Source organism: Nocardia glycosmidis (genome assembly GCF_052545115.1).
Window position 1 is genome coordinate 419,077 of record NZ_JBQWRH010000001.1, and the last position, 25,036, is coordinate 444,112.

Here is a 25,036-nt window from a genome sequence, read left to right on the forward strand (position 1 = left end):
GCGCACACTGCGCGACCCGGACAGCACTGTCCGGGTCGTGGGGCGGGTTGTGCCGATCAGGCGGATGGTTGTGCCGGTCAGGCGGATGCCCGAAGAAGATCCAGGTCGGCGGTGCTGAGCGGGGCGTCGGAACCGGTGAGGTAGCGCTGCAGGGTGGACCGGTCGTCCAGCACCAGCCAGGCAATCCCGTCGACCCGCTCGGGACGCTCGTCCCGGGTGGTGATCCCGACCCTGGTCCCGAAGGCGAAGGAGCCGTCGCCGGTGACCGGAACCGTGACCGCGCCGATCTTGGTGGCGGCCCGCTCGGCCACGATGGATTCCATCGGATGACCGATCGCCAGCGCGACGCGCGTGCCCGGGCCCGCGCCGAGTTCGAGCAGCAGGCGGGCCATCCGGTTGGACCAGCGATCCAACTCCGCGTAGGTGAGGTCGCAGTCGGCGGTGGACAGCACGACCGCATCCGGGTCGACCGCATCCGGATCAACATCGGCCACGGGCTGAGCCGGCGGCAGGACGTGCAGGTGGTCGGCGGGCGGAGCGGTCAGCGTGCGCATGTCGTGTCCTCGGGTGTCGAATGAGAGGGGCTTTGCGTACCTCTCAATTTCGTCCTCAGGACAGATCTGCGACAGCAACCCCAGCGTTGGTCCGCGCACTCCCTGGGTGGGCAAAACCCCACCCAGGGTGTGCTCGGCGCTCAGTCGTTGACGTAGCCGTTCAGCGTGCCGCGCACGTCGGTGAGCAACGCCCGCGCGGCCGTGAGACCGTCGCCGTGCCACACGGTGTCCTCGACGGCGAACACCCGGCGATCGGTGGCGGCGCCGAGTTCCTTCCATTCGTCGGTGCGCATGACAGCTTCGCCGTGCCGCTTCCCGTCGGCGCCGGCGAGGATCACGTAGATCACGTCGCCCTCCACCTTGGTGGCGAACTGATCCGGGCGGACGTCGAACGAGGCGCCCCGCTGGGCGGCGGGACGCTGGACACCCACGTCGCCCAGCACCTGCCCGGCGAAACTGTCGGCGCCCTGTACCTGGTTGGCATCGGCGGTGAACCGGAGCACCGACGCCTGGGTTTGGCTCGCCGCCAACGCGGTATCGACGTCGCCTGCCTCGGTGCGATAGTTCTGCAGCGCGGTCGCGGCCGCCTCGCTGCGTCCCAAACCCGCTGCGAACGCGGCGAACTCGGCCTGCCAGCTGGTATTCGCGCCGACCAGCACGGTCGGGGCGATAGCCTGCAGCGCGGCGAAACCGGCCGTGCCGGTGGGGATCTCGCCGAGAATCAGGTCCGGGCGCAGAGCCGCGATCCGGGCCGGATCCGGTGCCGCCGCAGTTCCGATACCGGGAATCTTCAGCACACCGGTACCGAGGTAGGCCGGCTGCGGACTCGGTCCCTCGACGGTCACCGCGCCGACAACCCGCTCCCAGAGACCGAGCGCGCAGACCGCGTCCAACGCGGACGTGGTGAGCACCACAATGCGCTGCGGGTCAGCCGGGACGTCCGAGACGCCCGCGGCGTGCGTGACACTGCGAGTAGCCCCGCTCGCCGGGTCCGGCGCACTCGGCAGCGCGCACGCCCGAGCGGTATCGCGCTCCAGCCCTACCACTCCCGCGCCCGCGATATTGGTGGTGGTGCGCACGATGGAGACGTCATCGTCGCTGTTCCCGCCACATCCCGCCGCGAGAACAGTCACGCACGACACGGCGACGGCGACTACCCGGCGGCCCGGCGAGGCAGCGTGTGCGAAAGAGGCTGTGCGGTTTCGGAGGTGAACGAAGGCGCGCAGCGTCATGCGGGTGAGGGTACCGTGCTCGTTTCGCAGCGCCTGCGGCGCTGCGTGTTCGCGGCCGCCTGGTCCGCGGCCCACCGGCTCGGCCATCCGTTTCGGGCGAAGCGAGGGCACGCTTTCCCAGTTCGCGGCCGGGCGATCCGCGAGATTGTCGCGAATACGCGGCGACGCAGGTGCGGTCGATCGAATACGACAGAGAGTAGGACCCCCTCGGCCCGCCGGATAAGCACCGTTTACGATGCGATGAGCGCAAGCGAACTGTCGTCTGTTCCGATATATCGGGGTGGATGCGATCAGCGGAGCCTGCGGAGCGACCTAAAGGCACCTTTCAGGAGGATCAGTGACTGCCGTAGAGCCCCAGCCAGTCCCTCAGTTGGAAGCGACTCGGCCTTATCCGGCACGGACCGGGCCGAAGGGCTCGTTCATCTACAAGTTGGTCACCACCACGGACCCCAAGGTCCTCGGTGTCATGTACCTGACCACGTCGATGGCCTTCTTCCTCATCGGTGGCCTGATGGCCCTGCTGATGCGTGGTGAACTGGCGCGGCCCGGCCTGCAGTTCCTCTCGCCCGAGCAGTTCAACCAGCTGTTCACCATGCACGGCACGATCATGCTGCTGTTCTACGCCACCGCGATCGTGTTCGGCTTCGCCAACATCATCCTGCCGCTGCAGATCGGTGCGCCCGACGTCGCCTTCCCGCGCCTGAACGCCTTCAGCTACTGGCTGTATCTGTTCGGCGCCACCATGGCGACCGCGGGCTTCATCACCCCGGGCGGCGCCGCGGACTTCGGCTGGACGGCGTACGTGCCGCTGACCGATATCCTGCACTCGCCCGGCGTCGGCACCGACCTGTGGATCCTCGGTCTGGCCGTCTCCGGTCTGGGCACCATCCTCGGCGGCGTGAACATGCTGACCACCGTCGTATGCCTGCGCGCACCGGGCATGACCATGTTCCGGATGCCGATCTTCACCTGGAACATCGCCGTCACCAGCGTCCTGGTGCTGCTGGCCTTCCCGCTGCTCACCGCCGCGCTGTTCGGCCTGGCCTACGACCGTCACCTCGGCGGCCACATCTACGACCCGGCCACCGGCGGCATCCTGCTCTACCAGCACCTGTTCTGGTTCTTCGGGCACCCCGAGGTGTACATCATCGCGCTGCCGTTCTTCGGCATCGTCTCGGAGATCTTCCCGGTCTTCTCGCGCAAGCCGATCTTCGGCTACACCACGCTGGTGTACGCCACCCTCGGTATCGCGGCCCTGTCGATCGCGGTCTGGGCGCACCACATGTACGCCACCGGCGCCGTGCTGCTGCCGTACTTCTCGTTCATGACCTTCCTCATCGCGGTGCCGACCGGTGTGAAGTTCTTCAACTGGATCGGCACCATGTGGCGCGGTCAGCTCACCTTCGAATCACCGATGCTGTTCTCCATCGGCTTCATCGTCACCTTCCTGTTCGGTGGTCTGTCCGGTGTCATCCTGGCCAGCCCGCCGCTGGACTTCCACGTCACCGACACCTACTTCGTCGTGGCGCACTTCCACTACGTGCTGTTCGGCACCATCGTGTTCGCCACCTACGCGGGCATCTACTTCTGGTTCCCCAAAATGACCGGACGCATGCTGGACGAACGCCTGGCCAAGTGGCACTTCTGGACCACCTTCATCGGCTTCCACACCACCTTCCTGGTGCAGCACTGGCTCGGCGCCGAGGGTATGCCGCGCCGCTACGCCGACTACCTGCCCAGCGACGGCTTCACCACCCTGAACACCATCTCTACGATCGGCGCGTTCATCCTGGGTGCCTCGATGCTGCCGTTCCTGTGGAACGTCTTCAAGAGCTACCGCTACGGCGAGGTCGTCACCGTGGACGACCCGTGGGGTTACGGCAACTCGCTGGAGTGGGCCACCAGCTGCCCGCCGCCGCGGCACAACTTCTACGAACTGCCCCGCATCCGCTCCGAGCGCCCCGCGTTCGAACTGCACTACCCGCACATGATCGACCGCATGCGCGCCGAAGCCCACGTCGGCTGGGGCTCGGGTAAGCACGCCGTCGAGGTACATGAGACGGTCGCAGCGGCGAAGTAGGCGGCTGCCTCGCCTTCGCTCGGCCCGGCGCGGGCTGGGGACGGACTTCGTCCGGCCGTGTCGTTGATGCGGCTTTCGTTCGGCCCGGCGCGGTTGGGGATGGATTTCGTCCGGCTGCGTCGTTCGTGCGGGCCGCTAGCCGGATTTGATCCGGCTTCGCCGTAGGATTCATGCGACAGGTGTGCACCTGCTGGTGACCAGCGGGTGCACACTCATTTGTGCACACCGATACGCATCGTGGAGCTGCGACACCGATGTGCAGCACAGCGACGGCAAACACACCGAACTTGGAGCGCATCAGTTGGCCGACACCACTGTCCTCGTCACCGTCACCGGGCCCGACCGCCCCGGTGTGACATCCGTGCTGCTCGCAGCGATGTCACGGCATCAGGTGAGCCTGCTGGACGTGGAGCAGGTCGTGATCCGGGGCAGGCTGACCCTGGGCGTCCTGGTCATCTGTCCGAACGATCCCGAGGCGTTGCAGGACGAGCTCGAGGAAGCCATGAACACCGTCGGCATGCACGTCGAGGTGGAAGTGGACGCGGCGATCGGCAAGCAGCCGATGTCCACGCACGCGGTGGTCATCCTCGGCAGTCCGGTCACCGCCCGTGCGTTCAGTGCGGTCTCGCGGCAACTGGCCGCTCTCGGCGCGAACATCGACACCATCCGCGGTATCGCCGACTACCCGGTGACGGGTATGGAGTTGATGGTCACCGCGATAGATTCCGGCCCCGACACGGATTCGCAGCTGCGCACGGCGCTGGCCGAAGTCGCGGTCACCGAACGGGTCGACGTCGCGGTGGAGCGGGCCGGCCTGTCGCGCCGCGGCAAGCGGCTGATCGTGTTCGACGTCGACTCGACGTTGATCCAGGGCGAGGTGATCGAGATGCTCGCCGCGCACGCGGGTGTGGAGGACGAGGTCCGCAAGGTCACCGAGGCCGCCATGCGCGGGGAGATCGACTTCGCCGAATCGCTGCGGCAGCGGGTCGCGACACTGGCCGGTCTCGATGAGTCGGTGATCGAGGCGGTGGCCGAGAAGATCGCGCTGACGCCCGGCGCGCGCACCACCATTCGCACGCTGCGCCGCATCGGCTTCCGCTGCGGCGTGGTCTCCGGCGGCTTCCGGCAGGTGATCGAACCGTTGGCGCACGAGTTGGAATTGGACTTCGTGCAGGCGAACACGCTGGAGGTGGTGGAGGGTAAGCTGACCGGCCGGGTGGTCGGACAGATCGTGGACCGGGCGGCCAAGGCCACCGCGCTGCGCGGGTTCGCGGCCGAGGCGGGGGTGCCGATGGACCAGACCGTAGCGGTCGGCGACGGCGCCAACGACATCGACATGCTCAACGCCGCCGGTCTCGGTATCGCGTTCAACGCCAAGCCCGCGTTGCGCGAGGTTGCCGATGCCGCGCTGTCGTATCCCTACCTGGATGCGGTGCTGTTCATCCTCGGGGTCACCCGGGACGAGGTGGAAGCCGCGGATGCCCGGGACGGCCTCCTACGGCGCGTTCCATTGGGCTGAGCATGACAGGCATCCCGGAATACGGGGCCGAAACCCCCGGCGGCGAGACCCGGACGGCGGCGGTGGCATCGGATGCGGTGGTATCGGACGTGGTCGCATCGGACATCGCGGGATTTCGCGCGCGGCATGCCGAGCTGGCCGGTGGCTACGGCGGTGCGGGAGATCCGGATGATCCGGCGATGGTGCAGGCGATGCAGATCATTCTGCACCTGCCGAAGACCGATCCGCCGCCACGCAGCGCGGTGCTCGCCGCGGCGGCCACGGCGGCGATAGCGCTGTGTCTGGACGAGCGGGTCGGTGCGGGCGGCGTGTGGGAAGCGCGCTACCTGGCGTGGAAGCGGTCGCGCATTCGCAAGCTGGCGCGGCGCGCCCGCGGTGCCCAATGGCGCGCCTGCTGTGGGGTGGACGGCGTCACCGTCGAGATCGACGGCGCGCAAGCTCGGGCACTGGTGCCCGGGCCGGTGGGTGCGGTCGATCCGGTGATCAAGCGCTTACAGATCGGCGGCACTGATCTCGACCACGACGACCCGGGCCCGCCGGCTCCCGAGCTGCCCGTGCTGTGGGTGAACGCCGCGCTCGGGATGACGCTCGGCAAAGCGGCCGCCCAGGTAGGCCATGCCGGCATGCTGCTGGCCGGTGCGCTTCCGGTCGAGCACGCGCTGCGCTGGGCGGAACTCGGATTCCGTTGCGCGGTACGTGAAGCCGACGCCCGGCATTGGGCGAGCTTGGCCACCCAGGTGGCCGACGGCAGCGCGGTCGCCGTGCGGGACGCGGGATTCACCGAGGTGGCGCCGGGCTCGATGACCGTGATCGCGGTGCCTGCCCAATCCTGGTGAACGCTTCGGGCTGGACAGCTGACCCAGCAGGCCGAGCAGAAGCTCAACTCGCGCGATCGCGGCGGCCCGAGGCACTACCCGTGACCACGCTGGGGAGGTGCCCGATCCACCGACTGGCCCGTTTTCCTCCCCGCTTGGCAAGCGTGGCCGGTGGTGGGCCAAGATGGAGCGCGTGCCGCAACCGGATCCCGATCTGCTCATCGATTTCACCGACGTGACCGTCCGCCGCTCGGGCCATACCCTCGTCGGCCCGGTCACCTGGCAGGTCGAGCTCGACGAACGCTGGGTGGTCCTCGGCCCCAACGGCGCGGGCAAGACCTCACTGCTGCGGATGGCTGCCGCCGAAATGCATCCCACCGCGGGCATCGCGCATCTGTTGGGGGAACAGCTCGGCAAGGTCGACGTCAGTGAGCTGCGCCCGCGCATCGGCCTGTCGTCGGCCGCGGTGGCCAGCCGGGTCCCGGTCGACGAGAAGGTCAGCGACCTGGTCGTCTCCGCGGGATACGCGGTGCTCGGCCGCTGGCGCGAGCGCTACGACGATATCGACACCGATCGCGCCATCGACATACTGGAAAGCCTGGGCGCCGAACATCTCTCGGACCGCACCTATGGGACGCTGTCGGAGGGCGAGCGCAAGCGCGTGCTCATCGCTCGCGCGTTGATGACCGATCCCGAGCTGCTGCTGCTCGACGAGCCGGCGGCGGGTTTGGATCTGGGCGGCCGGGAGGAATTGGTGGAGCGGCTCGGCGATCTCGCCGCCGACCCGGACTCGCCCGCGATCGTCCTGGTCACCCACCATGTCGAGGAGATCCCGCCCGGATTCACCCACGGTCTGCTGCTCAACGAGGGCGAGGTGGTCGCGCAGGGACTGCTGTCGGACGTGCTCACCGCCGCGAACCTCAGCGACGCTTTCCGGCAATCGATCGCGCTGAACCGGGTGGACGGCCGCTACTTCGCACGCCGGGCACGCCGCGCGGGCAAGCACCGCACCCGCTGACGCCGTCGCCGTCGCAGCGCTCAGTGAGCGCGTTAGGGTGCAAAGGTGAGTGAGACACAAGCGCCGGACGCTCAGCCGTCGGTACCCAAGGACGCGTCGACGGTGATGCTGGTGCGCGAGGGCGCCACGGGACCCGAGATCTTCCTGCAGCGGCGGGTCGGCGCCATGGCGTTCGCCGCGGGCATGACCGTGTTCCCCGGCGGCGGCGTCGATCCGTCCGACGGCACCGCGGACATCGCCTGGGCCGGTCCCGAACCGGCCTGGTGGGCCGAGCGATTTGCGATCACCCAGGCCAGGGCGAAGGCGTTGGTCTGCGCGGCCGTGCGGGAGACGTTCGAGGAATGCGGCGTGCTGCTGGCCGGTCCCGCCGCCGACTGCGTGGTCTCCGACACGACCGCCTACCGGGATGCCCGGGGCCGTTTGGAGCGCAGGGAGCTGACGCTGGCGCGCTTCCTCGCCGAGGAGAAGTTGGTGCTGCGCGCGGATCTGCTTCGGCCCTGGGCGAATTGGATCACGCCGGTGGTCGAGCCGCGCCGTTACGACACCCGGTTCTTCGTCGCGGTGCTGCCGGCGGGACAGCTCGCCGATGGCGCCACTTCCGAGGCGGCGCAAGTGCGCTGGAGTACCCCGGCCGAGGCGCTGGCGGGCTGGCGTTCCGGTGCCGACGTGCTGCTGCCGCCGACCTGGGCGCAGTTGGTCGCGCTCGGCGAATTCGGCTCCACCGCAGACATTCTGGCCGCGCAGCGGGCGATCGAGCCGATCATGCCGGTGCTGTCGGAGAGGGATGGCAAGCTGGTGCCGACGTTTCCGGGCAGTCAGCGCTATGTGGCCGAACTCCCGGATGCCCAGCGGCGCAGGGGCTTCGTGCGCCCGTGAGCGGTTCTGCCGGTGTCCTTTCCGGCATAACGTTCCGCCGGTGCTGCGAGCACGGCCACTCGTGCCGCGGCGGGCCGCCACTCGGCACACCGGTGTTCCGCGTCCGTGGGTGTGCCGATGGTTCGCTGCACGACGCGAGCGCGCGGTAGCGTGGCCACTCATGGCCGAATTCGTGACCCTGGATCTGCCCGAGAGCGCCGCCGCGCGGCGCGTGGCCGTCCTCCGGATCGCCCGCCCGCCGATGAACCTGGTGAATATGCAGCTGGCGCGGGAACTGGCCGAGGCGGCCGACGCCGTGGCCGCGGATCCGGGCGTGGCCGCTGTGGTCGTGTACGGCGACGAGCGGGTCTTCTCGGCGGGCGATGACGTGGCCGAGCTGTCCGGGCTCGGGGGCGAGCAGGCCAATGCCATGGCGGCTGATCTACAACGTGCCCTCGGCTGCCTGGCCAGGATCCCGCAGCCCACCGTGGCGGCGATCAGCGGATACTGCCTGGGCGGCGGGCTGGAACTGGCTCTCGCCGCCGACCGCCGCGTCATCGGTGACAATGTCAAGCTGGGGCTGCCGCAAATCATGGCGGGCTTGATCCCGCTCGCGGGCATCCGGCGGCTTTCCCTGCTGATCGGGCCGGGTCCGGCCAAAGACCTCGTCTACACCGGTCGTTTCATCGAACCGGATGAGGCCAAGGCGCTCGGTTTGGTCGACGAGATCGTCGCGCCGGACGACGTCTACACCGCCGCGATGCGCTGGGCGCGGCAGTTCGAAGACGGCCCGGCGCGCGCGCTGGCCGCCGCGAAAGCGGTCTTCGAAGCGGGTCCGCACGGTCTCGATCGGGCACGGACCGAATGGTCGGCCTTGTTCACGACGGAAGATCGCCTGATCGGAACAGGTTCTTATCTGGCCAACGGTCCGGGGTCGGCTGAATTCGTGGGCCGATAGCGGGCGTCAGCTGGGGATTTGAGTAGGCTTGCCGACCATGACGGTACGTCCCGAGGACCCCGCGCCGAACCCCCACGCCACCGAGGCGGAAGTCGAGGCCGCGCTCAAGGATACGAAGCTGGCCCAGGTGCTCTACCACGACTGGGAAGCCGAGACCTATGACGACAAATGGTCCATCTCGTATGACGAGCGCTGTATCGAATACGCCCGCGGGCGCTTCGACGCCGCGGTCGGTCCCGCCCCGCTGCCCTACGACAAGGCGCTCGAACTGGGTTGTGGCACCGGCTTTTTCCTGCTGAACCTGATGCAGGCGGGGGTGGCGAAATCCGGTTCGGTCACCGACCTGTCGCCGGGAATGGTGCGGGTCGCGCTGCGCAACGCGCAGCATCTCGGACTGGACGTGGACGGCCGGGTCGCCGACGCGGAGACCATCCCGTATGCGGACGACACGTTCGATCTGGTGGTCGGCCATGCGGTGCTGCACCACATCCCCGACGTCGAGCTCGCGCTGAAAGAGTGCCTGCGCGTCCTCAAGCCGGGGGGTCGCTTCGTGTTCGCCGGGGAGCCGACCACCGTCGGTAACTTCTACGCACGCTGGCTGGGCCGGATCACGTGGAAGACCACCACCACGGTGACCAAGCTGCCGATGCTGCGCGACTGGCGGCGCCCGCAGGCGGAGCTGGACGAGTCCTCGCGTGCCGCGGCCCTGGAAGCGGTCGTCGACCTGCATACCTTCGACCCACGCCGGCTGGAGGCGATGGCTCGCTCGGCGGGCGCTGTCGAGGTGGCCGCCAGAACCGAGGAATTCGCGGCCGCGCTGTGGGGCTGGCCGGTACGCACCTTCGAGGCGGCCGTGCCCGCCGAGAAACTCACCTGGCGCTACCGGATGGCGATGTACCGCGCGTGGCTGGGGCTGAGCTGGGTGGACGAGAACGTCCTGCGCCGCGTGGTTCCGCGCCAGTTCTTCTACAACGCCATGATCACCGGCGTGAAGCCCAGCGCCGCCGGAAAGTAGTGGGCCACAATTTCTTTCGCGACCGTGTCGCCCAGCTGGGCGACACGGTCGGCGTCGGACCGGCTGGGTCCGCACCTAAATCGCCTCCGCCGGTTCGGAATCCGGACATGGAACGCCGTGAAAACGGGAACCAGGCTTGCGGTATCGCGACTGGTGCGACGACGGCTCCCGCAACCGGGAGGGCCGGTTCGGTGCGAGGGCCTCTGGGAGGCCGATAATGGGCTACGGGTTCACTCACGATGATGTCGGGTACCTGGGTAGTGCGGCCGGCCGGGCCGCGCTGACCGAGGTGGACCGGCTGCCTCTGACCCCTACCTCCTTGCTGAAGGATCTCGAGCAGGTGCGCCGCGTCTATAGTGACCGGGCGGCGGCTCTGGTCGAGACGGTCCGGCTGCGCCGCCGCGCCACGGCCAAGCTCGCCGACCCGGGCGGGTGGCTGTTCACCGACGACGCCCTCCAGCAAGCAACCCCGACCGCCGTCGCCCGGCACCGTGCCGCGCGCCTGGCCGGGCGTGCGGTGCACGACGTAACCTGCTCCATCGGAGCCGAACTCGTCGAACTGGCCAGCGTATGCCCGGCTGTGGTCGGCAGCGATCTGGACGACGTGCGTCTGGCCATCGCCGCGCATAATCTGGGGCAGCGCTGGTTTCCGGTAGCGGAACCGGGGCCGTCCGCCACCGGTTCGCCGACGCGAAATGTGGTGCTGGCCAAGGCGGATGCGTTGCGTCCGAGCAGCGCCGACACCGTGATCATCGCAGACCCGGCGCGACGTGCGGACGGTCGGCGCACCCACGATCCGGCGAAATTGCAGCCACCGCTACCGGACCTGCTCGCGGCTTACCGAGGCCGCGATCTGGCCGTGAAATGCGCTCCCGGGCTGGATTTCGACCGGCTGGACTGGGCGGGTGAGATCGAGGTCGTTTCCCTGGACGGTGCGGTGCGCGAGGCCTGCCTATGGTCCCCAGGGCTTGCCGATGCGGGGGTCACGCGCCGCGCCACGGTGCTCACTTCCGCGGGTACCCGCAGTACCCTCACCGACGCCGAACCCGACGACATCGCCGACGGTGCACCCGGCGACTGGATCATCGACCCCGACGGAGCGATCGTGCGCGCCGGACTGGTCCGCCACTACGCGGCCGAACACGGTCTCTGGCAACTCGATCCACGCATCGCGTATCTGACCGGACCCCGCGTCCCCGCCGGGACGCGGGGTTTTCGAATCATCGATCGCCTCGACTACCGGGAGAAGACCCTGCGCGCCGAACTCCGCCGCCACGATTGCGGGCCGCTGGAGATCCTCGCCCGCGGCGTCGACGTGGACCCCGACCGGCTGCGGCGCACCCTGAAACCGGCGGGCTCCCAACCGTTCACCCTGGTCATCACCCGCATCGGACGGGCGCCGACAGCCTTCCTGTGCACTGCGGTGGATGCGCGAATGCGCTAGCGCAGAGCCGCACTCTTTTGCTTTGCCACCGTTCGTGTCGAGAAGAAAGGCCACGCGTCAGACCATCCAGTCCAGGTTGCGTGGTACTTCGCGGCTGCGGGTCAGGTCGAGATCTTCCAGGCCGGGTTCGGACCGGAGGAAGTCTTCGAAGTCGACGATCTCGCCCCGGAGCCGCCGATACTCGGCAATGTCGATCACCACGGCGATCTCTTCGCCGTGGTGCGTCACCACCTGCGGGCCATCCGTTGTTGCGCTTCTGATCAGCTCACTGAACCGCTGTTCGGCCTCTTGAACTGGCCAATTCATGCGATGGCCTCCTCTGTCCGGACAGACTGGATTGCACAGGCCGACATCACGATTCCCGGGCGGCGGCCGGCTATTCCGGCTTGAACGCGAAGATCTCGCCGATACGAGTGGCGACCACGACCTCGCCCTTGGCGCCGACCGCCGTACCCGTTGTGGCGCCGTGGGCGCCGGGGAGCACATCGGAATCCACGGTGGCGCCGGTCCGGGTGTCGAAGGTGACCAGGTTCAGGCCCGCACCGATCGACGCGGTGGTGTAGCCGGTATCGCCCGCCGTCTGCACCGGGGTGCCACGCAACGCGAGATCCTTACGCTCCCAAACGGTTTCGACGGTGTCGCCGTGATCGCGCAGGGCCAGGAGGTAACCGTCGTCGCCGGACGGGATGATCAAGCCGTCGCCGGCGACCGAGATGCCACCGCGCGGCGTCCAGTCCAGGCGCTGGACCCACTTGGTTCGCCCGTCGGAGGTGTCGAGCGCGATCAGGCGGTCGCTGTTGTCGCCGACATAGAGGGTGGCGCCGTCCGCGGACAGGGCCGGGCTGGTCGCGCTACCGCGTTCCAGGAGGTCGGCGCTCCATTCCCGCTTGATCTCGCCGTGGGCGTAGCGCAGCGCGACCACCGCTGCGCGGGGCTGGCCCGGCTGCCACAAGGTCACGTAGAAGCGCCCGCTGGAGGTGTCGATGGCGGAGATGTTCGCGACCGGGCACTGCGGTCCACCAGTGGCGCAGTCGTCGAGTCCCTGACCGGCGGCGGGCCAGGTGAGGCCGGCGTTCGCGAGGAAGTCCGGTTGGCCGAGCAGTTGCACGGTCGGCACTACCCGGTCGCCGGTCTGCCGGGACAACACGTCGACTTGACCCGATTGGGTGATCGTGAGCAGGTTTCCGTCGCCGGTGAATTGCACCGAGACCGGCGTCCCGGCCACCGGTGTGCTCCATCGTGGCTGCCCCAGGTAGTTGAACGCGTTCACCTCGCTGTCGTCGCCGACGTAGACGTTGGTCATGCCGTCGACTGCCGAGGGGGCGGAGATCGCGCTCGGGCCCAGCGGGTTGCAGAACCGCTTGCGCCCGGTGGCCATCTGGAAGCTGAAGATCGAACAGTTCGACAGGCGGGTGGTGACGAATATCTGGCCGTCCGGACCGAGCGTGACCGGCTGCGCGATCGGCCCGCCGATCGGACGCGACCAGCTCAGGGCGAGCTTGCGCGAGCCGGTGACCGGGCTGGTGCCGCTGTTGCGGCCATCGTGGTAGGCGCTCGTCCAGCCGTCGCCCGACCCGACGGTGATGTCGTCGACATCGGTACCGCAGCCGGTCAAAGCCAACGCGGCAACCGCGGCCAGCACGGCCGCTGCACGTGTGCGGGACGGTCGCCACAGGGAAGTAGCCAGTACGCCGCCGCTTCGCACCTGCCGCACTCCTGTTCATTGGCTCGCACGAGACCGTTGAGACTCTCAGTGACATTCTCAGTGAGAATCTCCAACCACCGGCCGAAGGTCTTCGCACCGGCGGGTTCGCCGTCGCCCTCTCCGGCGCACGAGTCACTGTACGGGAGACCATTGCGGGGGTGAACGAGTCCCACCGTTGTCGTCGCAGGCGATCGTCAGGGTGCTTCCCGACAGCGATAGGCTCTATTCGTCGCCGCCGAGGCGGGCGGCAGCCGGTAGGACCACGACAGGAGAACCGTTCGTGACGAGCATGTGGGGCGCACCGTTGCGCTCGCGCTGGCGCGGTTCGCGCCGCCGGGATCCACAGCAGGCGCGATTTCTGACGCCGGCGTCGCTGCGCTGGGTGCTCGCGAACCGGGCGTACACGCCGTGGTACCTGGTTCGTTACTACCGGCTGTTCAAGTTCCGCCTGGCCAATCCGCACATCGTGCTGCGCGGCATGGTGTTCCTCGGCCGCCGGGTGGAGATCCACGCGACGCCGGAACTGAGCCGGATGGAGATCGGGCGCTGGGTGCATATCGGCGACGGCAACGCGATCCGCTGCCATGAGGGTTCGCTGCGCATCGGCGACAAGGTGGTATTCGGCAAGGACAACGTCGTCAACACCTACCTCGACATCGAGATCGGCGAATCCACCCTGGTCGCGGACTGGTGCTACATCTGCGACTTCGACCACAAGATGGACGACATCACGGTGCCGATCAAGGACCAGGGCATCGTGAAGAGCCCGGTCCGCATCGGACCCGATACCTGGGTCGCCGCCAAGGTGACCGTGCTGCGCGGGACTCGCGTCGGCCGCGGCTGTGTGCTCGGCGCGCACGCGGTGGTCAGGGGCGAAATCCCGGACTACAGCATCGCCGTCGGCGCACCGGCCGAAGTAGTCAAGAACCGCAAGGCGGCTTGGGAGGCCGGCGCCGAAGAACGTGCCAAATATCTTGCGGCGTTGGAGGACATCGCCCGCAAGAAGAATGGCGCCACCCGGACCGCCTGACCTGCTGGGCCGGCCAAGGGCTGGTCGGGCGCTGTGCGGGGAACGGACTATCCGGGGCTCGTCGGGATGTCGCCGGTTGCGGAAGGCGAGGCAGCCGCAGAACGGGTGCCGCTGGACGTGGTCCTTCTGCTGCCCTCCATCAGCTGACCGACCGCCACGAGGAATCTGTGTCGGGCGCCGCCGGGGAGAGTCCTGTTCACCGGGCAACAATGAGGCAGCCGTAGGGGCGCTGCTGGATGGAGTTTGTCTGCCACGGCGCCGGTGGGGGAGCGCACCGACAAGGTCGGTCGGCTTGTCGCAGCGGGCGAGTAGGTTCGGCGGTATGAACGCCTACGCCGCATTGTTGCGCGGGATCATGCCGAGCAATCCGAACATGAGCAATGCGAAGTTGCGGTCCGTGTTCGAATCACTCGGGTTCGACGATGTCGCGTCGGTGCTCGCCAGCGGCAACATCGTGTTCCGCAGCCCGGACACCGACGTGCCCGAACTGGAGCAGCGCATCCAGCAGGCGCTGAGCACCGAACTCGGGATCGGGGGCGGCACGATCATCCGCAGCCATGAAGAACTGCGCGCGCTGCTGGATGCCGACCCGTTCACCGGTCTGAAGCACGGCCGCGGAACCTATTTGATCGCGACATTCCTCAAAGACAACGCGAAGCCGCCGAAAACGTTGCCCGAACAACCCGACCCGCTCACCAGGATCGTCGGCTACGACAAGGCGGCGCGCGCCTTCCTCGCGGTGATCGACAACAGTGTCCCGGGCAAGACCCCGGACTTCATGGCCTGGCTGGACAAGACCTACGGCAAGGACATCACCACTCGCACTTGGCTCACCATCGAGCGCATCGTCAAGAAGATCGAGGCGTAACCGGCTCGAGGCAGCCGCATACGCGCCGGGCCGAGCGAAGGCTCGAGCAGCCGCATACGCGCCGGGCCGAGCGAAGGCGAGGCAGCCGCCTATTCCGGATCGCGTTCCGGGAGTGGGCGTTCGACGATGGTCGGGCGACCGAGCGGGTTGCGCACCCGCCGCTTGGCCGCGTGGTACACCTGCGCGGTCTCCGCGGCCACGACGTCCCACGCGAAATCGGCAGTCAGCCGTTCCCGGGCGGTATCGGCCCGCTGCTGCGCGGCGGCCGGGTCGTCGAGGGTGGCGTGGACTGCCGCGACGAGGCCGTCCACGTCCGCGGGTGCGAACGAGACACCGGTGACGCCGTCGATCACGGCCTCGCCCAACCCGCCCGCCGTCGAGGTGATCAGCGGTGTGCCCGCCGCGGCGGCTTCCAAAGCGACGATGCCGAAGGGTTCGTACCGGCTCGGCAGCACGATCGCGTCCGCGCCGTGCAGCCAGCCGAGCAGCTCTTCGTGGGCGAGCTGTCCAGCGAAGTTCACCGCGCGGGCGACGCGGTGTACCCGGGCACGTTCGCGCAGCCACTCGAACTGGGTGCCGACCCCGGCGATGGTCAGCGTGGTGCCGGGATAAGCGCGGCGGATGCGCGGCAGCGCCGCGATCGCGTCCTGGACGCCTTTCTCGTATTCCAGCCTGCCCACGAACAGCAGCCGGGGCGGACTGCTGCGCGGCGACCGAGGACGAAAGGTCCAGGCGTCCACGTCGATTCCGTTGCGGATCACCGTCATCGGGATCCGCTCCGGACCGTAGAGCCGCTCCACCTCGTCCTGCATGGATGCCGAGCAGGTGATCAGCGCGTCGGATTCGTTGGCCAGCCACCACTCGACCGAATGCACCTGCTTGTTGACCTTGCCCGCGACCCAGCCGCTGTGCCGTCCGGCCTCGGTGGCGTGCATGGTCGACACCAGCGGTACGTCGTAGTACTCGGCCAGTGCGATACCGGGGTGCGCGACCAGCCAGTCGTGCGCGTGCACCACATCGGGCGTCCAGCCGTCGCCGATGCCCGGCTTGCCGAGAGCGAGGCCGGCGCGCACCATCGCGTGGCCCATGGCCAGCGTCCAGGCGAGCATGTCCGCACCGAAGTCGAACACCGGCGGGTCTTCCGCGACCGCGACTACGAGCACGCCTTCGGCGATGAAGGAGTGGGTGGGATGGGTCGAGGCGTCGGTGCCGGAAGGGCGCCGGGACAGCACGACCACCTCATGGCCCGCTCGGGCCAGTTCGACAGCGAGGTGATGCACGTGCCTGCCGAGCCCGCCGACCACGACCGGCGGGTACTCCCACGACACCATCAAAATTCTCATGCATGTCCTTCTGCGGCGGAACCCGGGTCCGCTGGGTCGATGCTCTGGTCCCCGGTGGCGTGGCCCGATCCCGGAGCGCTGGCGGATGCTGTCCCGATGGCGTTGGGTACCGACCCCGCGGAGGTCAGTCGTCGCGCGTCAACGCCGGGGAAGAGTCCGTCAGCCGCCCCCCATCCTGCCGCCAACTGCCGCGCCTTGGCGACCTGGCCCGCCCCGACTGCCGCGGCGATTTCTCGCACCGCGTGTGCGTGCCGGTGCGCGCGGTCGCGGGCGTAGCCCGCAGCGGATTCCTTGCTGACCATGAACGCCCAGTCGCTCGACACGGTCAGGATCGCCTCACGCAGTAGTTGATCGGCGACCCGGTCACGCATTCCGGGCGACCGGCCCTGGGTCGCGCGCATCTTGTCGATGGTGTCCAGCGTGAGTCGCACGATGTCGTCGTTGAGTTCGACCAGGTCGCGCACCGGCTCGCCCGCCCACACCCGCCAATCCTTGCCGGAGCCCCAGGACGAGTCGTTCAGCGGTACCGGTTCACCCAGGTAGCCGCGCTCGTGCGCGTCGGCCAGCGTGCCGACGGTGACGCCGGCCTGGGGCAGCGCGCGCAGCACCTGGGCCAGCCACTGTGGGCCCTCGTGCCACCAGTGCCCGAACAGTTCGGTGTCGAACGCCGCGACGACCAGCGCGGGCCGCCCGATCCGTGCGGACTCCTCGACCAACCGCCGGCGCACCGTCCGCACGAAGTCGTCCACATCGCGTGCCACGGCCGCGGCGGCCAGCTCTGGGTCGTAGGGTGCCTTGTCCGGTCCGGCGACGGTTTTGCCGGTGACCCGCGCGGGCTTGAGACCCGTCGCGTGGTCGTAGTGGTGAAAATCACGATAGGCGCCGTGGCCCGGATAGCCGGACTTCGGCGACCACACTCGGTAACTCACGTGCAGGTCGCGGCCGAAGGCGACCACCTCGGAATCGCGCACCGGCCGACCAAGCGTCGTGTCGCCGCGCAGCGCCGGTCCATCGACCATGAAATGTGTCACACCCGCGGCGGCATAGCCGATCTCCATACCGGGTGTGTAGCCGCATTCCGGTGCCCAGATTCCGGTGGGTGAACGGCCCCAGCGATGACGGGCGTCGGCGAGGCCCTCGGTGAGCTGGAACTGCCGCAGCCGCGGATCCAGCAGCGGCTGGAACGGGTGCGCCAGGGGCCCGCCGAGCAACTCGATGGTGTCGGCGTCGACGAGTTCGCGCCAGATCGGCGCCGCGCCGTGCTGCCAGCGGCGCTCGAATTCCGCCAGCGCCGCGGCGGCCGAACGGTGCTCGCGTCGGCCGAGCGCGATGTTGCCCGCGACGGCGGCCTCGTCGGCGCGCAGCTGCCAGTTGCCCAGCCAGTGATGCATGCCCGCCAGGCAGTGCGGGTCGTCCAGCTGAGCCGCGAGTACCGGGGTGATGCCCAGGCTGAGCAGATGCGAACGACCTTCGGCCGCAAGGGTTCGCAGGACTTCCACGACCGGCAGGTAGGACGCTGCCCAGGACTGGTACAGCCATTCCTCGCCGACCGGCCAGCGGCCGTGATGGGCCAGCCAGGGAAGGTGGGAGTGCAGGACCAGAGTGAACTGGCCGGGCACCGGACTTGCGGAGTGTTCGCCCGGCACCGTGCGGTGATCGGTCACGGCTTCACCGCGATGGCGACCAGGTCCAGACTCGCCTCGATGTCCTCGGCGAGCAGCACGAAGTCGTCGACGGTGATGCTCGCCACATCCGCGGTCAGTTCGGCGGGCCAGGGTTCGCCGGCCAGCGCCCGTTCGATCTGCGCGTCGATGAACGATCCGCCGTGCTTGGCGTCCAACGATTTCAGGCCGGGCCCGTGGTGCACGCCGACCATCCGCGCCACCTCGAAACCCGCGTCGACCAGCAGTCCGGCCAACTCGGCGGCGTTCAGTTCTCTGGTGTGGAAGGGATTGAGCGGGGTGTCGCGGCCAGGGGAGAAGGTGATTCGGTTGGGCGTGCTGACAAGCAGTTCGCCGCCGGGCCGCAACACGCGCAGGCACTCCCGCAGAAACTGGGACTGGTCCCAAAGATGCTCGATCACTTGGAAGTTCACCACGACGTCGACCGAGGCGTCGGCCAGCGGCAGTGTGGCGAGGTTGCCGTGCACCATCTCCACCCGTGGGTAGCGCGCGCGCACGTACTCGACGGCGGTGGTGTCGTAGTCCACTCCGATCACCTTGGTGGCCACGTCGGCGATCATGTCCGCGCCGTAGCCTTCGCCGGAACCGGCCTCCAGTACGGTTTTTCCGGCGCAGCGGTGCAGCAGGCGCGCGTAGGCGATCTCGTGCCTGCGGAACCAGTAGTTCTCCTCGGCGATGCCGGGTACGGTGCGCTCGCCGGTCAGCGGCAGTGGTTCGACGGCGCCGGCAATCGTCTCGGGGTCCGCGCAAACGCCTGTGGAATTGCCCACTGCGGCAGGAGTCACAGCCTCGCTCATCGGTCCGACGTTACTGGCACGGTGTCGACGCGGGAGATCCGCACCCGACCGTGCCGCCAGCGGGGGCTTTGCCATTACGCGGACCGTGATCCGGCGCGCTTTGTTGCCTGGTGCCGGGATCAGAAAGCGCGGCCATTAAGTTACCGGCAAGTAACTTAACGTAAGGTAATGTCACGGCCTGAGCCATTCATCCGGCCGTACGGCGCAGCTCGTGCGACCAACACCACCAATGTGTGACCAGAACAGGAGGTCGACGAAAACCGATGCCGAACATCGTCGTACTCATCAAGCAGGTTCCCGACACCTGGTCCGAGCGCAAGCTGACCGACGGTGACTTCACCCTCGATCGCGAGGCCGCCGACGCCGTGCTGGACGAGATCAACGAGCGCGCGGTCGAAGAGGCGCTGCTGCTCAAGGAGGCCCAGGGCGGTGAGGTCACCGTGCTGGCGGCCGGTCCGGACCGCGCCACCGAGGCCATCCGCAAGGCCCTGTCCATGGGCGCCGACAAGGCGATCCACATCAACGACCCGGCCATTCACGGCTCCGACGCCGTCCAGACGGCCTGGGTGCTGGCGAGCGCGCTGGGGCAGGTCGAGGGTGTCGAGCTGGTGATCGCGGGCAACGAGGCGACCGACGGCCGCGCCGGCGCCGTCCCCGCGATCATCGCCGAGTACTTGGGCCTGCCGCAGCTGACGCACCTGCGCAAGCTGACCGTGGACGGCACCAAGGTCACCGGCGAGCGCGAGACCGACGATGGCGTGTTCAAGCTGGAGGCGACGCTGCCGGCCATCGTGAGCGTCACCGAGAAGATCAACGAGCCGCGCTTCCCGTCCTTCAAGGGCATCATGGCCGCCAAGAAGAAGGAAGTGCAGACCTTCACGCTGGCCGATCTCGGCGTCGACCTGTCGACCGTCGGTGTCGAGAACGCGGGCACCACCGTCACCGCGGCCACACCGAAGCCCGCGCGCACCGCGGGTGAGAAGGCCGCGGACGAGGGCGATGGCGGCACCAAGATCGCCCAGTACCTGATCGGCCAGAAGATCATCTGATTCGGCTGCGCTCATGCGGGACACCCGCACCCGGCCGGGCGGAACGAAACCGCTACGCGATGTCGCTCGTTCTGCCCTCCTGGACTGAGACTTCTTAGGAGAGAACACAAATGGCAGAAGTACTTGTGCTCGTCGAGCACGCCGACGGTGCGATCAAGAAGGTCAGCACCGAACTGCTCACCGCGGCGCGCGTCCTGGGCGAGCCCGCGGCCGTCGTGCTCGGCACCGCGGGCACCGGTGAGAAGCTGGCCGACGCGCTGGCCGCCGCGGGCGCGGAGAAGATCTACATCGCCGAATCCGACGATGTGGACAACTACCTGGTGACCCCGAAGGTGGACGTGCTGGCCGGTCTGACCGAATCGGTCTCCCCGGCCGCGGTCCTCGTCGCGGCCACCGCCGAGGGCAAGGAAGTGTCGGGTCGCCTGGCCGCCCGCATCGGTTCCGGCCTGCTGATCGACGTCATCGAACTGAAGTCCGATGGCAGTGTCGTGCACTCCATCTTCGGTGGCGCGTTCACCGTCGAAGCCAAGGCCACCGGCGACGTGCCGGTGATCTCGGTCCGCCCGGGCGCCATCGAGGCGTCCGCGCAGGCCGGCGCGGGCGAGAAGGTCACCGTCGAGGTGCCCGCGCAGGAAGAAGGCGTGGTCAAGGTGATTTCCCGGGAGCCGATCGTGGCGGGTGACCGTCCGGAGCTCACCGAGGCGAGCATCGTGGTCTCCGGTGGCCGCGGCGTCGGCTCCGCCGACAACTTCGCGGTGGTCGAGGCGCTGGCCGACGCGCTCGGTGCGGCCGTCGGCGCGTCCCGCGCGGCCGTCGACTCGGGCTACTACCCGGGCCAGTTCCAGGTCGGCCAGACCGGCAAGACGGTCGCGCCGCAGCTGTACATCGCGCTCGGCATCTCCGGCGCGATCCAGCACCGCGCGGGCATGCAGACCTCGAAGACGATCGTCGCGGTCAACAAGGACGAAGAGGCGCCGATCTTCGAGATCGCCGACTACGGCATCGTGGGCGACCTGTTCAAGGTCACCCCGCAGCTGACCGAAGCGGTCCAGACGCACAAGGGCTGATCCACGTCAGCCGAGCGACAACGGTGGCTCCGACGATTCGGTCGGAGCCACCGTTTTGCTGTGCGGCTTTGGCGCTGCACAGATCTTGGCTCGACGTGCCCGAGATCCCCCGACCAGATCGGCAACTTTCGAAATAGTAGGTCAGCGAGCACTTTTCGGCTGTCGATGTTCGGCGGGGCGAGCCTCGAGCCTCTGCGCATTGCCGCTTACTTTGTCCGGGGCCGGCTGACCTTCCCCTGGTCTCGGGGCGCGACTGCTTCCCGATTCCAATCGGCTCGCGCGCACGGCGTGGGCTGAACTCTGCGCGCCCCAGCGACTTCCACAGGACTGCCCGGATACGCCCTTCATCTGAAAACGGAAGAAAACGGATCGCGAGACCTATTGCGAGAGCGCAGGTGAAGCCGCATTACTGAATGTAGCCAGGACAAAGCGGTTCGGCCGCCCTGGTAGCGGAACACACTTCACCGTGGTCGAGGAGGCGGTGCTATGTCTACCATTACTTCCCTGTCGCCAGCTCCCACTCTGGTCTCGGCGAGTCCGGGTTCGGGGCCGATCATCGGTGGAACCACGGTCACTCTGACCGGGACGAATCTGACCGGAGCTACGGCAGTTTTATTCGGTGCCACGCCGGCGACCTCGTTCACGATCGACTCCGCGACGCAGATCACGGCGATCTCTCCGTCCGCAACGGGAGTCGTGCAGGTCACCGTGACCACCCCGAGCGGGGTCAGTAACGGAATCTCGTTCACTTACGTGGGCACGCCCGCGCCATCCGGGGTGGACTTCGGTCCGGGGACGTCGATCATGTCTGATGGCGGACTGCCCTGCGGAAGCTGGGGCACGGTAGGGGCGGTCGGATATGACAGGCTCGGCAATCTGGTGGCTCTCACAGCTGGGCACATGATGACGCGGAACACCGGAACCCAGGAGGTGTACCTCACGGGGAATCAAGGACTGGGTCCGATCGGGTACTACGCCACGTGGACTACGAATTGGCCCGGGTTTCCGTCGTTGCGTTTTCCCGCCGATTCGTCCAAGGATTACGCGGTCATCAAGCTGGACCGAACGAAGATCAATCCGGTCAACAGGACGCCGAACGGGACCGTGATCAACCGGATCGGTGCGGACCCTGTTCCGCTCTCGGACATCATGTGCAAGTACGGCCAGGTGTCCGGAACGACATGCGGTCTCGTGATCGAGTACAAGAACAACGTCATCAGTTCGTGGGCTGCGATCATTCCGGGCGATAGCGGTGGACCGGTGACCACGCGCAGCGGTTTGGTCGGAATCATTTCCGCGATCAATCCGCTCAATCCGTGGGCGCCGTTCCAGTTCTCCGGCATTCACGGAATTCTCGACGACATCGCTGCGCAAGGACCGAGCACGATCGGAATCGGATTCACTCCGCTTCCGTGATCGCTCTGCAGGACACGGCGGCGCCAGGGATTCAGCCACTACGCAGCGTGCCGAGGAATCCGTCGCAGCCGGGATCGTCGCCGCCCGCGCAGCGGTATGCGGGGCGAGGCGGCGCGGCCGCGATTGCGCGAACCCACTCAACAGCGGTGCAGAGCGGTGAGCAATGTGTCCAGGATCGGTGAACGCTTGGCGTCGGAGCGCAGGACCGCCGAGACCGGGATGCGCAGCTTGTGCTCGGCCAGGGGGAGCACCACCAGTCCCTCGGTGCTGCTCTCGGCGTAGAGCACCGTCCATGCGTCCGGCCGGTTGATCAGTTCCATCGTGGCGGTGTGGTCCGGCGGGATGGGCGGCCCGAAGGTCGGTCCGGTGGGCAGTTCGGCGAACGCGCTGCGAATCACGGTGTGCAGTAGTACCTGTTCCTGCTCCGGCGGCAGTAGCAGCGGATACGAACTCAGGTCGGACAAGGTCACTACGTCCCTGGTCGCCAGGGGATGTGCGCTGGAAGTGGCGATGACGAGGTCTTCGACCCAGAGCTGCTCCGCCATGAGGCCGGGCTGGTCGACGCGGCCGCGGATCAGTGCGAGATCGCAGTCGCCGTCGGTGACGGCCGCGATGCGCTGGCGGAAGGGTTTGATCACGAACTCGATCTCGGCTTCCGAGTGCGCGGCCCGCGCGCCCGCGATAGCCGACAGGGAGCGGGCAGCGAAGGACATGTTCGCGGCCAGCCGGATGCGCGGTCCCGCCGTGCGCACCGCGGCGCGGATCGCCGACTCCAGGCTCAGCATTTGTTTCGCGAGCGGAAGTAGCCGAGCGGTCGCATCGGTGGGCACGACTGAGCGGGTCGAGCGCTCGAACAGTTGCACGCCCAGGTCGCGCTCGAGCCGGGAGATCTGATGGCTGATCGCCGACTGCGAGATGTAGCAGCGCGCGGCGGCGCCGCTGAAGCTGAGCTCCTCGCAGACCGCGACGAAGTAGGTGAGCTGCCGAAGTTCCACAGCGCCTCCCATTAATTACGGATCAAGATAAGAGTCATCTTAATTATGCGCTCTGACACCTGAAATATCTGCCCTCTGGATAACGGTTCGTAATGAGAGAAGGAGGCTGTCATGCAGTATGTGGAAGCGGGCATCGAAACCGCTGGTGTCGTCATCGTCGGATCGGGTTTCGGTGGGCTCGCCGCCGCCAAGCAGCTGGCCAAGTCGGGGGTGGACTTCGTGCTGATCTCCAGCACGCCCGAGCACCTGTTCCAGCCGCTGTTGTATCAGGTAGCTACGGGTGTGCTGGCATCGGATGAGATCGCGCCGCCGATCGCGGACGTCCTGCGCAGGCACCGGGAGGCGGACGTGCGCCTCGGCACGGTGGTCGCCATCGATCCCGACCGAGCGATCGTCACCTACGAGAACGACGGTGTGCGGCACCGGATCCGCTACGGCTCGCTGATCGCGGCCACCGGCGCAAGCCAGTCCTACTTCGGGCGGGACGATTTCGCGGAGAAGACCTTTTCGCTCAAGACCATCGACGACGCGCGCCGGCTGCGCGCGCAGATCGAACGCGTCTTCTCCGCAGCCGCGAATGCCGACGAGCAGACCAGGCGAAGGCTGCTGAGCTTCGTCGTGGTCGGTGCGGGCGCGACTGGTGTCGAGGTGGCCGGGCAGTTGAAGGAGCTGGCGAAACGGCACTACCACCAGGAGATCTCGGTCACACTCGTCGAGGGTGCGGGCGCGGTGCTCCCGCCGTTCGGCGGCGGGCTGTCGGAGTACGCGAAGAGGTCGTTGACACGCAGCGGCGTCGATGTGCTGCTCGGCACATTCGTCACCGACATCGAGGCCGGCGAGGTCACGGTGAAGTGCGCCGACGGGGCCGAGCGCGGCATCGCGGCCGAAACGGTGGTCTGGTCGGCGGGTGTGCAGGCGGGCGGATTCGCGAAGATCCTGGCGGAGGCCACCGGCGTCGCGACCGACCGGGCGGGCCGTTTGCTGATCAATCCGGATCTCACCGTCGGCGGTCACGCGGACATCTACGCGATCGGCGACATGACCTCGCTCAACGGCTATCCCGGACAGTCGCCGGTCGCCATGCAAGAGGGCAGGCATGCCGCCGACATCATCCGCCGCAAAAAGCAGCCCGGCACCGCCTTCGAGTACTGGGACAAGGGCAGCATGGCGGTGATCAGCCGGTTCAGCGCGGTGGTGAAACTCAACGAGCGCATCACTTTCCGCGGCGTGTTCGCGTGGTTCGTGTGGCTCGCCGTGCACCTGTTGTACCTGGTCGGCTTCCGCAACCGCTTCGCCGCGGTCGCTTCGTGGTTGGTCGCCTTCATCGGCACCGGGCGCCCCGGATTCGCCGAAGAGCAGGCACAGTTGACGACTGTGGCCGCTCCGGAACGCTACGTCGCCTGAGCTGTGCCCGGTTGGCGGCTCCTGCGGGGCCGCGCTGGGCGCTACTTGGCTGCGCTCCGCTCGACAGCGCGGGTGGACGAACGCGGTGGAACCGTTCGGTGAACGCTCGGTGTGACGGCCGTCTCGTTCACCGAACGGGCATCGGCGCGACACTTCGAGGTTGCTGGGGCGCATTGTCGGACTGGCTTCA

Annotated in this window: 22 protein-coding genes; 14 read left to right on the top strand and 8 right to left on the bottom strand. The window is 68.0% G+C overall.

Going from position 1 to position 25,036, the window contains the following annotated elements; genetic code table 11:
- Positions 1 to 77: 77 nt before the first annotated feature.
- Both ACT86A_RS01875 and ACT86A_RS01880 read right to left on the bottom strand, forming a co-directional pair.
- Positions 78 to 554, bottom strand: a complete 477-nt coding sequence (locus ACT86A_RS01875; RefSeq protein WP_445090192.1) for an AMP-binding protein — start codon at positions 552 to 554, stop codon at positions 78 to 80.
- A gap of 140 nt (positions 555 to 694) precedes the next feature.
- Positions 695 to 1,786, bottom strand: a complete 1,092-nt coding sequence (locus tag ACT86A_RS01880) for an ABC transporter substrate-binding protein (RefSeq protein ID WP_445090320.1) — start codon at positions 1,784 to 1,786, stop codon at positions 695 to 697.
- Between the two features lie 337 nt (positions 1,787 to 2,123).
- Between ACT86A_RS01880 and ctaD the strand changes: the two genes are divergently transcribed.
- The 8 genes from ctaD (at position 2,124) to ACT86A_RS01920 (ending at position 11,490) form a co-directional block, all read left to right on the top strand.
- Positions 2,124 to 3,866, top strand: coding sequence for an aa3-type cytochrome oxidase subunit I (ctaD, locus tag ACT86A_RS01885; protein WP_445090193.1), 1,743 nt, complete (start codon positions 2,124 to 2,126; stop codon positions 3,864 to 3,866).
- Positions 3,867 to 4,167: 301 nt separating this feature from the next.
- Entirely contained in the window at positions 4,168 to 5,385 is a 1,218-nt protein-coding gene (gene serB / locus ACT86A_RS01890; protein ID WP_445090194.1) for a phosphoserine phosphatase SerB, read from the top strand.
- Positions 5,386 to 5,387: 2 nt separating this feature from the next.
- Complete coding sequence (locus tag ACT86A_RS01895; protein WP_445090195.1) at positions 5,388 to 6,221, top strand: aminoacyl-tRNA hydrolase; 834 nt, start codon at positions 5,388 to 5,390, stop codon at positions 6,219 to 6,221.
- A gap of 163 nt (positions 6,222 to 6,384) precedes the next feature.
- Positions 6,385 to 7,218, top strand: coding sequence for an ABC transporter ATP-binding protein (locus tag ACT86A_RS01900; protein ID WP_445090196.1), 834 nt, complete (start codon positions 6,385 to 6,387; stop codon positions 7,216 to 7,218).
- A 105-nt stretch (positions 7,219 to 7,323) separates the two neighbouring features.
- On the top strand, positions 7,324 to 8,094 hold the full coding sequence (locus tag ACT86A_RS01905) for an NUDIX hydrolase (RefSeq protein WP_445090321.1): 771 nt from the start codon (positions 7,324 to 7,326) through the stop codon (positions 8,092 to 8,094).
- A gap of 160 nt (positions 8,095 to 8,254) precedes the next feature.
- Positions 8,255 to 9,031 (top strand): enoyl-CoA hydratase-related protein, encoded by a 777-nt coding sequence (locus ACT86A_RS01910; protein WP_445090197.1) that lies wholly within the window; start codon positions 8,255 to 8,257, stop codon positions 9,029 to 9,031.
- 37 nt (positions 9,032 to 9,068) lie between these two features.
- The gene (locus ACT86A_RS01915) at positions 9,069 to 10,046 is read left to right on the top strand and encodes a methyltransferase domain-containing protein (protein ID WP_445090198.1); all 978 of its coding nucleotides are present in this window, start codon (positions 9,069 to 9,071) and stop codon (positions 10,044 to 10,046) included.
- Between the two features lie 217 nt (positions 10,047 to 10,263).
- The gene (locus tag ACT86A_RS01920) at positions 10,264 to 11,490 is read left to right on the top strand and encodes a THUMP-like domain-containing protein (RefSeq protein WP_445090199.1); all 1,227 of its coding nucleotides are present in this window, start codon (positions 10,264 to 10,266) and stop codon (positions 11,488 to 11,490) included.
- A gap of 57 nt (positions 11,491 to 11,547) precedes the next feature.
- On the opposite strand, the gene ACT86A_RS01925 is transcribed toward ACT86A_RS01920, so the two are convergent.
- Entirely contained in the window at positions 11,548 to 11,796 is a 249-nt protein-coding gene (locus ACT86A_RS01925) for a type II toxin-antitoxin system Phd/YefM family antitoxin (protein WP_445090200.1), read from the bottom strand.
- Positions 11,797 to 11,866: 70 nt separating this feature from the next.
- Positions 11,867 to 13,204, bottom strand: a complete 1,338-nt coding sequence (locus ACT86A_RS01930) for an outer membrane protein assembly factor BamB family protein (RefSeq protein ID WP_445090201.1) — start codon at positions 13,202 to 13,204, stop codon at positions 11,867 to 11,869.
- A 271-nt stretch (positions 13,205 to 13,475) separates the two neighbouring features.
- Here ACT86A_RS01930 and ACT86A_RS01935 point away from each other — a divergent pair, with 271 nt between their 5' ends.
- Together ACT86A_RS01935 and ACT86A_RS01940 are read left to right on the top strand one after the other, a co-directional pair.
- Positions 13,476 to 14,225, top strand: a complete 750-nt coding sequence (locus ACT86A_RS01935; protein WP_445090202.1) for an acyltransferase — start codon at positions 13,476 to 13,478, stop codon at positions 14,223 to 14,225.
- A 322-nt stretch (positions 14,226 to 14,547) separates the two neighbouring features.
- Positions 14,548 to 15,093 carry a DUF1697 domain-containing protein gene (locus ACT86A_RS01940; RefSeq protein ID WP_445090203.1) on the top strand — a complete coding sequence of 182 codons (546 nt, stop codon included), beginning with the start codon at positions 14,548 to 14,550 and terminating at the stop codon, positions 15,091 to 15,093.
- 89 nt (positions 15,094 to 15,182) lie between these two features.
- On the opposite strand, the gene ACT86A_RS01945 is transcribed toward ACT86A_RS01940, so the two are convergent.
- Genes ACT86A_RS01945 through ACT86A_RS01955 form a run of 3 tightly spaced genes read right to left on the bottom strand, consistent with a single transcriptional unit; the run spans position 15,183 to position 18,915 of the window.
- Positions 15,183 to 16,436 (bottom strand): glycosyltransferase family 4 protein, encoded by a 1,254-nt coding sequence (locus ACT86A_RS01945; protein WP_445090204.1) that lies wholly within the window; start codon positions 16,434 to 16,436, stop codon positions 15,183 to 15,185.
- A complete protein-coding gene (locus tag ACT86A_RS01950) occupies positions 16,433 to 18,100 on the bottom strand; it encodes a 1,4-alpha-glucan branching protein domain-containing protein (protein WP_445090205.1) in 1,668 nt (555 codons plus the stop codon). Before ACT86A_RS01950 ends, ACT86A_RS01945 begins: the two co-directional genes overlap by 4 nt.
- Positions 18,097 to 18,915, bottom strand: a complete 819-nt coding sequence (locus tag ACT86A_RS01955; protein ID WP_445090206.1) for a class I SAM-dependent methyltransferase — start codon at positions 18,913 to 18,915, stop codon at positions 18,097 to 18,099. The genes ACT86A_RS01950 and ACT86A_RS01955 overlap by 4 nt, the downstream gene beginning before the upstream one ends.
- Positions 18,916 to 19,178: 263 nt before the next feature.
- On the opposite strand from ACT86A_RS01955, the gene ACT86A_RS01960 reads away from it, so the two are divergent.
- From ACT86A_RS01960 to ACT86A_RS01970, 3 genes are all read left to right on the top strand, one after another.
- On the top strand, positions 19,179 to 19,964 hold the full coding sequence (locus ACT86A_RS01960) for an electron transfer flavoprotein subunit beta/FixA family protein (protein WP_445090207.1): 786 nt from the start codon (positions 19,179 to 19,181) through the stop codon (positions 19,962 to 19,964).
- A gap of 110 nt (positions 19,965 to 20,074) precedes the next feature.
- Positions 20,075 to 21,031: an electron transfer flavoprotein subunit alpha/FixB family protein gene (locus tag ACT86A_RS01965; protein ID WP_445090208.1), complete on the top strand. Its 957-nt coding sequence runs from the start codon at positions 20,075 to 20,077 to the stop codon at positions 21,029 to 21,031.
- Positions 21,032 to 21,517: 486 nt separating this feature from the next.
- A complete protein-coding gene (locus ACT86A_RS01970; protein WP_445090209.1) occupies positions 21,518 to 22,447 on the top strand; it encodes an IPT/TIG domain-containing protein in 930 nt (309 codons plus the stop codon).
- Between the two features lie 137 nt (positions 22,448 to 22,584).
- Here ACT86A_RS01970 and ACT86A_RS01975 read toward each other — a convergent pair whose 3' ends face one another.
- Complete coding sequence (locus tag ACT86A_RS01975) at positions 22,585 to 23,442, bottom strand: LysR family transcriptional regulator (protein ID WP_445090210.1); 858 nt, start codon at positions 23,440 to 23,442, stop codon at positions 22,585 to 22,587.
- Between the two features lie 111 nt (positions 23,443 to 23,553).
- Between ACT86A_RS01975 and ACT86A_RS01980 the strand changes: the two genes are divergently transcribed.
- On the top strand, positions 23,554 to 24,846 hold the full coding sequence (locus ACT86A_RS01980) for an NAD(P)/FAD-dependent oxidoreductase (RefSeq protein ID WP_445090211.1): 1,293 nt from the start codon (positions 23,554 to 23,556) through the stop codon (positions 24,844 to 24,846).
- Positions 24,847 to 25,036 lie beyond the last annotated feature (190 nt).

Bases quoted from the DNA above. Each gene is read 5' to 3' on its own strand.
- ACT86A_RS01875 (WP_445090192.1), bottom strand. From the start codon at position 554: ATGCGCACGCTGACCGCTCCGCCCGCCGACCACCTGCACGTCCTGCCG.
- ACT86A_RS01880 (WP_445090320.1), bottom strand. From the start codon at position 1,786: ATGACGCTGCGCGCCTTCGTTCACCTCCGAAACCGCACAGCCTCTTTC.
- ACT86A_RS01895 (WP_445090195.1), top strand. From the start codon at position 5,388: ATGACAGGCATCCCGGAATACGGGGCCGAAACCCCCGGCGGCGAGACC.
- ACT86A_RS01900 (WP_445090196.1), top strand. From the start codon at position 6,385: ATGGAGCGCGTGCCGCAACCGGATCCCGATCTGCTCATCGATTTCACC.
- ACT86A_RS01905 (WP_445090321.1), top strand. From the start codon at position 7,324: ATGCTGGTGCGCGAGGGCGCCACGGGACCCGAGATCTTCCTGCAGCGG.
- ACT86A_RS01910 (WP_445090197.1), top strand. From the start codon at position 8,255: ATGGCCGAATTCGTGACCCTGGATCTGCCCGAGAGCGCCGCCGCGCGG.
- ACT86A_RS01915 (WP_445090198.1), top strand. From the start codon at position 9,069: ATGACGGTACGTCCCGAGGACCCCGCGCCGAACCCCCACGCCACCGAG.
- ACT86A_RS01920 (WP_445090199.1), top strand. From the start codon at position 10,264: ATGGGCTACGGGTTCACTCACGATGATGTCGGGTACCTGGGTAGTGCG.
- ACT86A_RS01925 (WP_445090200.1), bottom strand. From the start codon at position 11,796: ATGAATTGGCCAGTTCAAGAGGCCGAACAGCGGTTCAGTGAGCTGATC.
- ACT86A_RS01940 (WP_445090203.1), top strand. From the start codon at position 14,548: ATGAACGCCTACGCCGCATTGTTGCGCGGGATCATGCCGAGCAATCCG.
- ACT86A_RS01945 (WP_445090204.1), bottom strand. From the start codon at position 16,436: ATGAGAATTTTGATGGTGTCGTGGGAGTACCCGCCGGTCGTGGTCGGC.
- ACT86A_RS01955 (WP_445090206.1), bottom strand. From the start codon at position 18,915: ATGAGCGAGGCTGTGACTCCTGCCGCAGTGGGCAATTCCACAGGCGTT.
- ACT86A_RS01960 (WP_445090207.1), top strand. From the start codon at position 19,179: ATGCCGAACATCGTCGTACTCATCAAGCAGGTTCCCGACACCTGGTCC.
- ACT86A_RS01965 (WP_445090208.1), top strand. From the start codon at position 20,075: ATGGCAGAAGTACTTGTGCTCGTCGAGCACGCCGACGGTGCGATCAAG.
- ACT86A_RS01970 (WP_445090209.1), top strand. From the start codon at position 21,518: ATGTCTACCATTACTTCCCTGTCGCCAGCTCCCACTCTGGTCTCGGCG.
- ACT86A_RS01980 (WP_445090211.1), top strand. From the start codon at position 23,554: ATGCAGTATGTGGAAGCGGGCATCGAAACCGCTGGTGTCGTCATCGTC.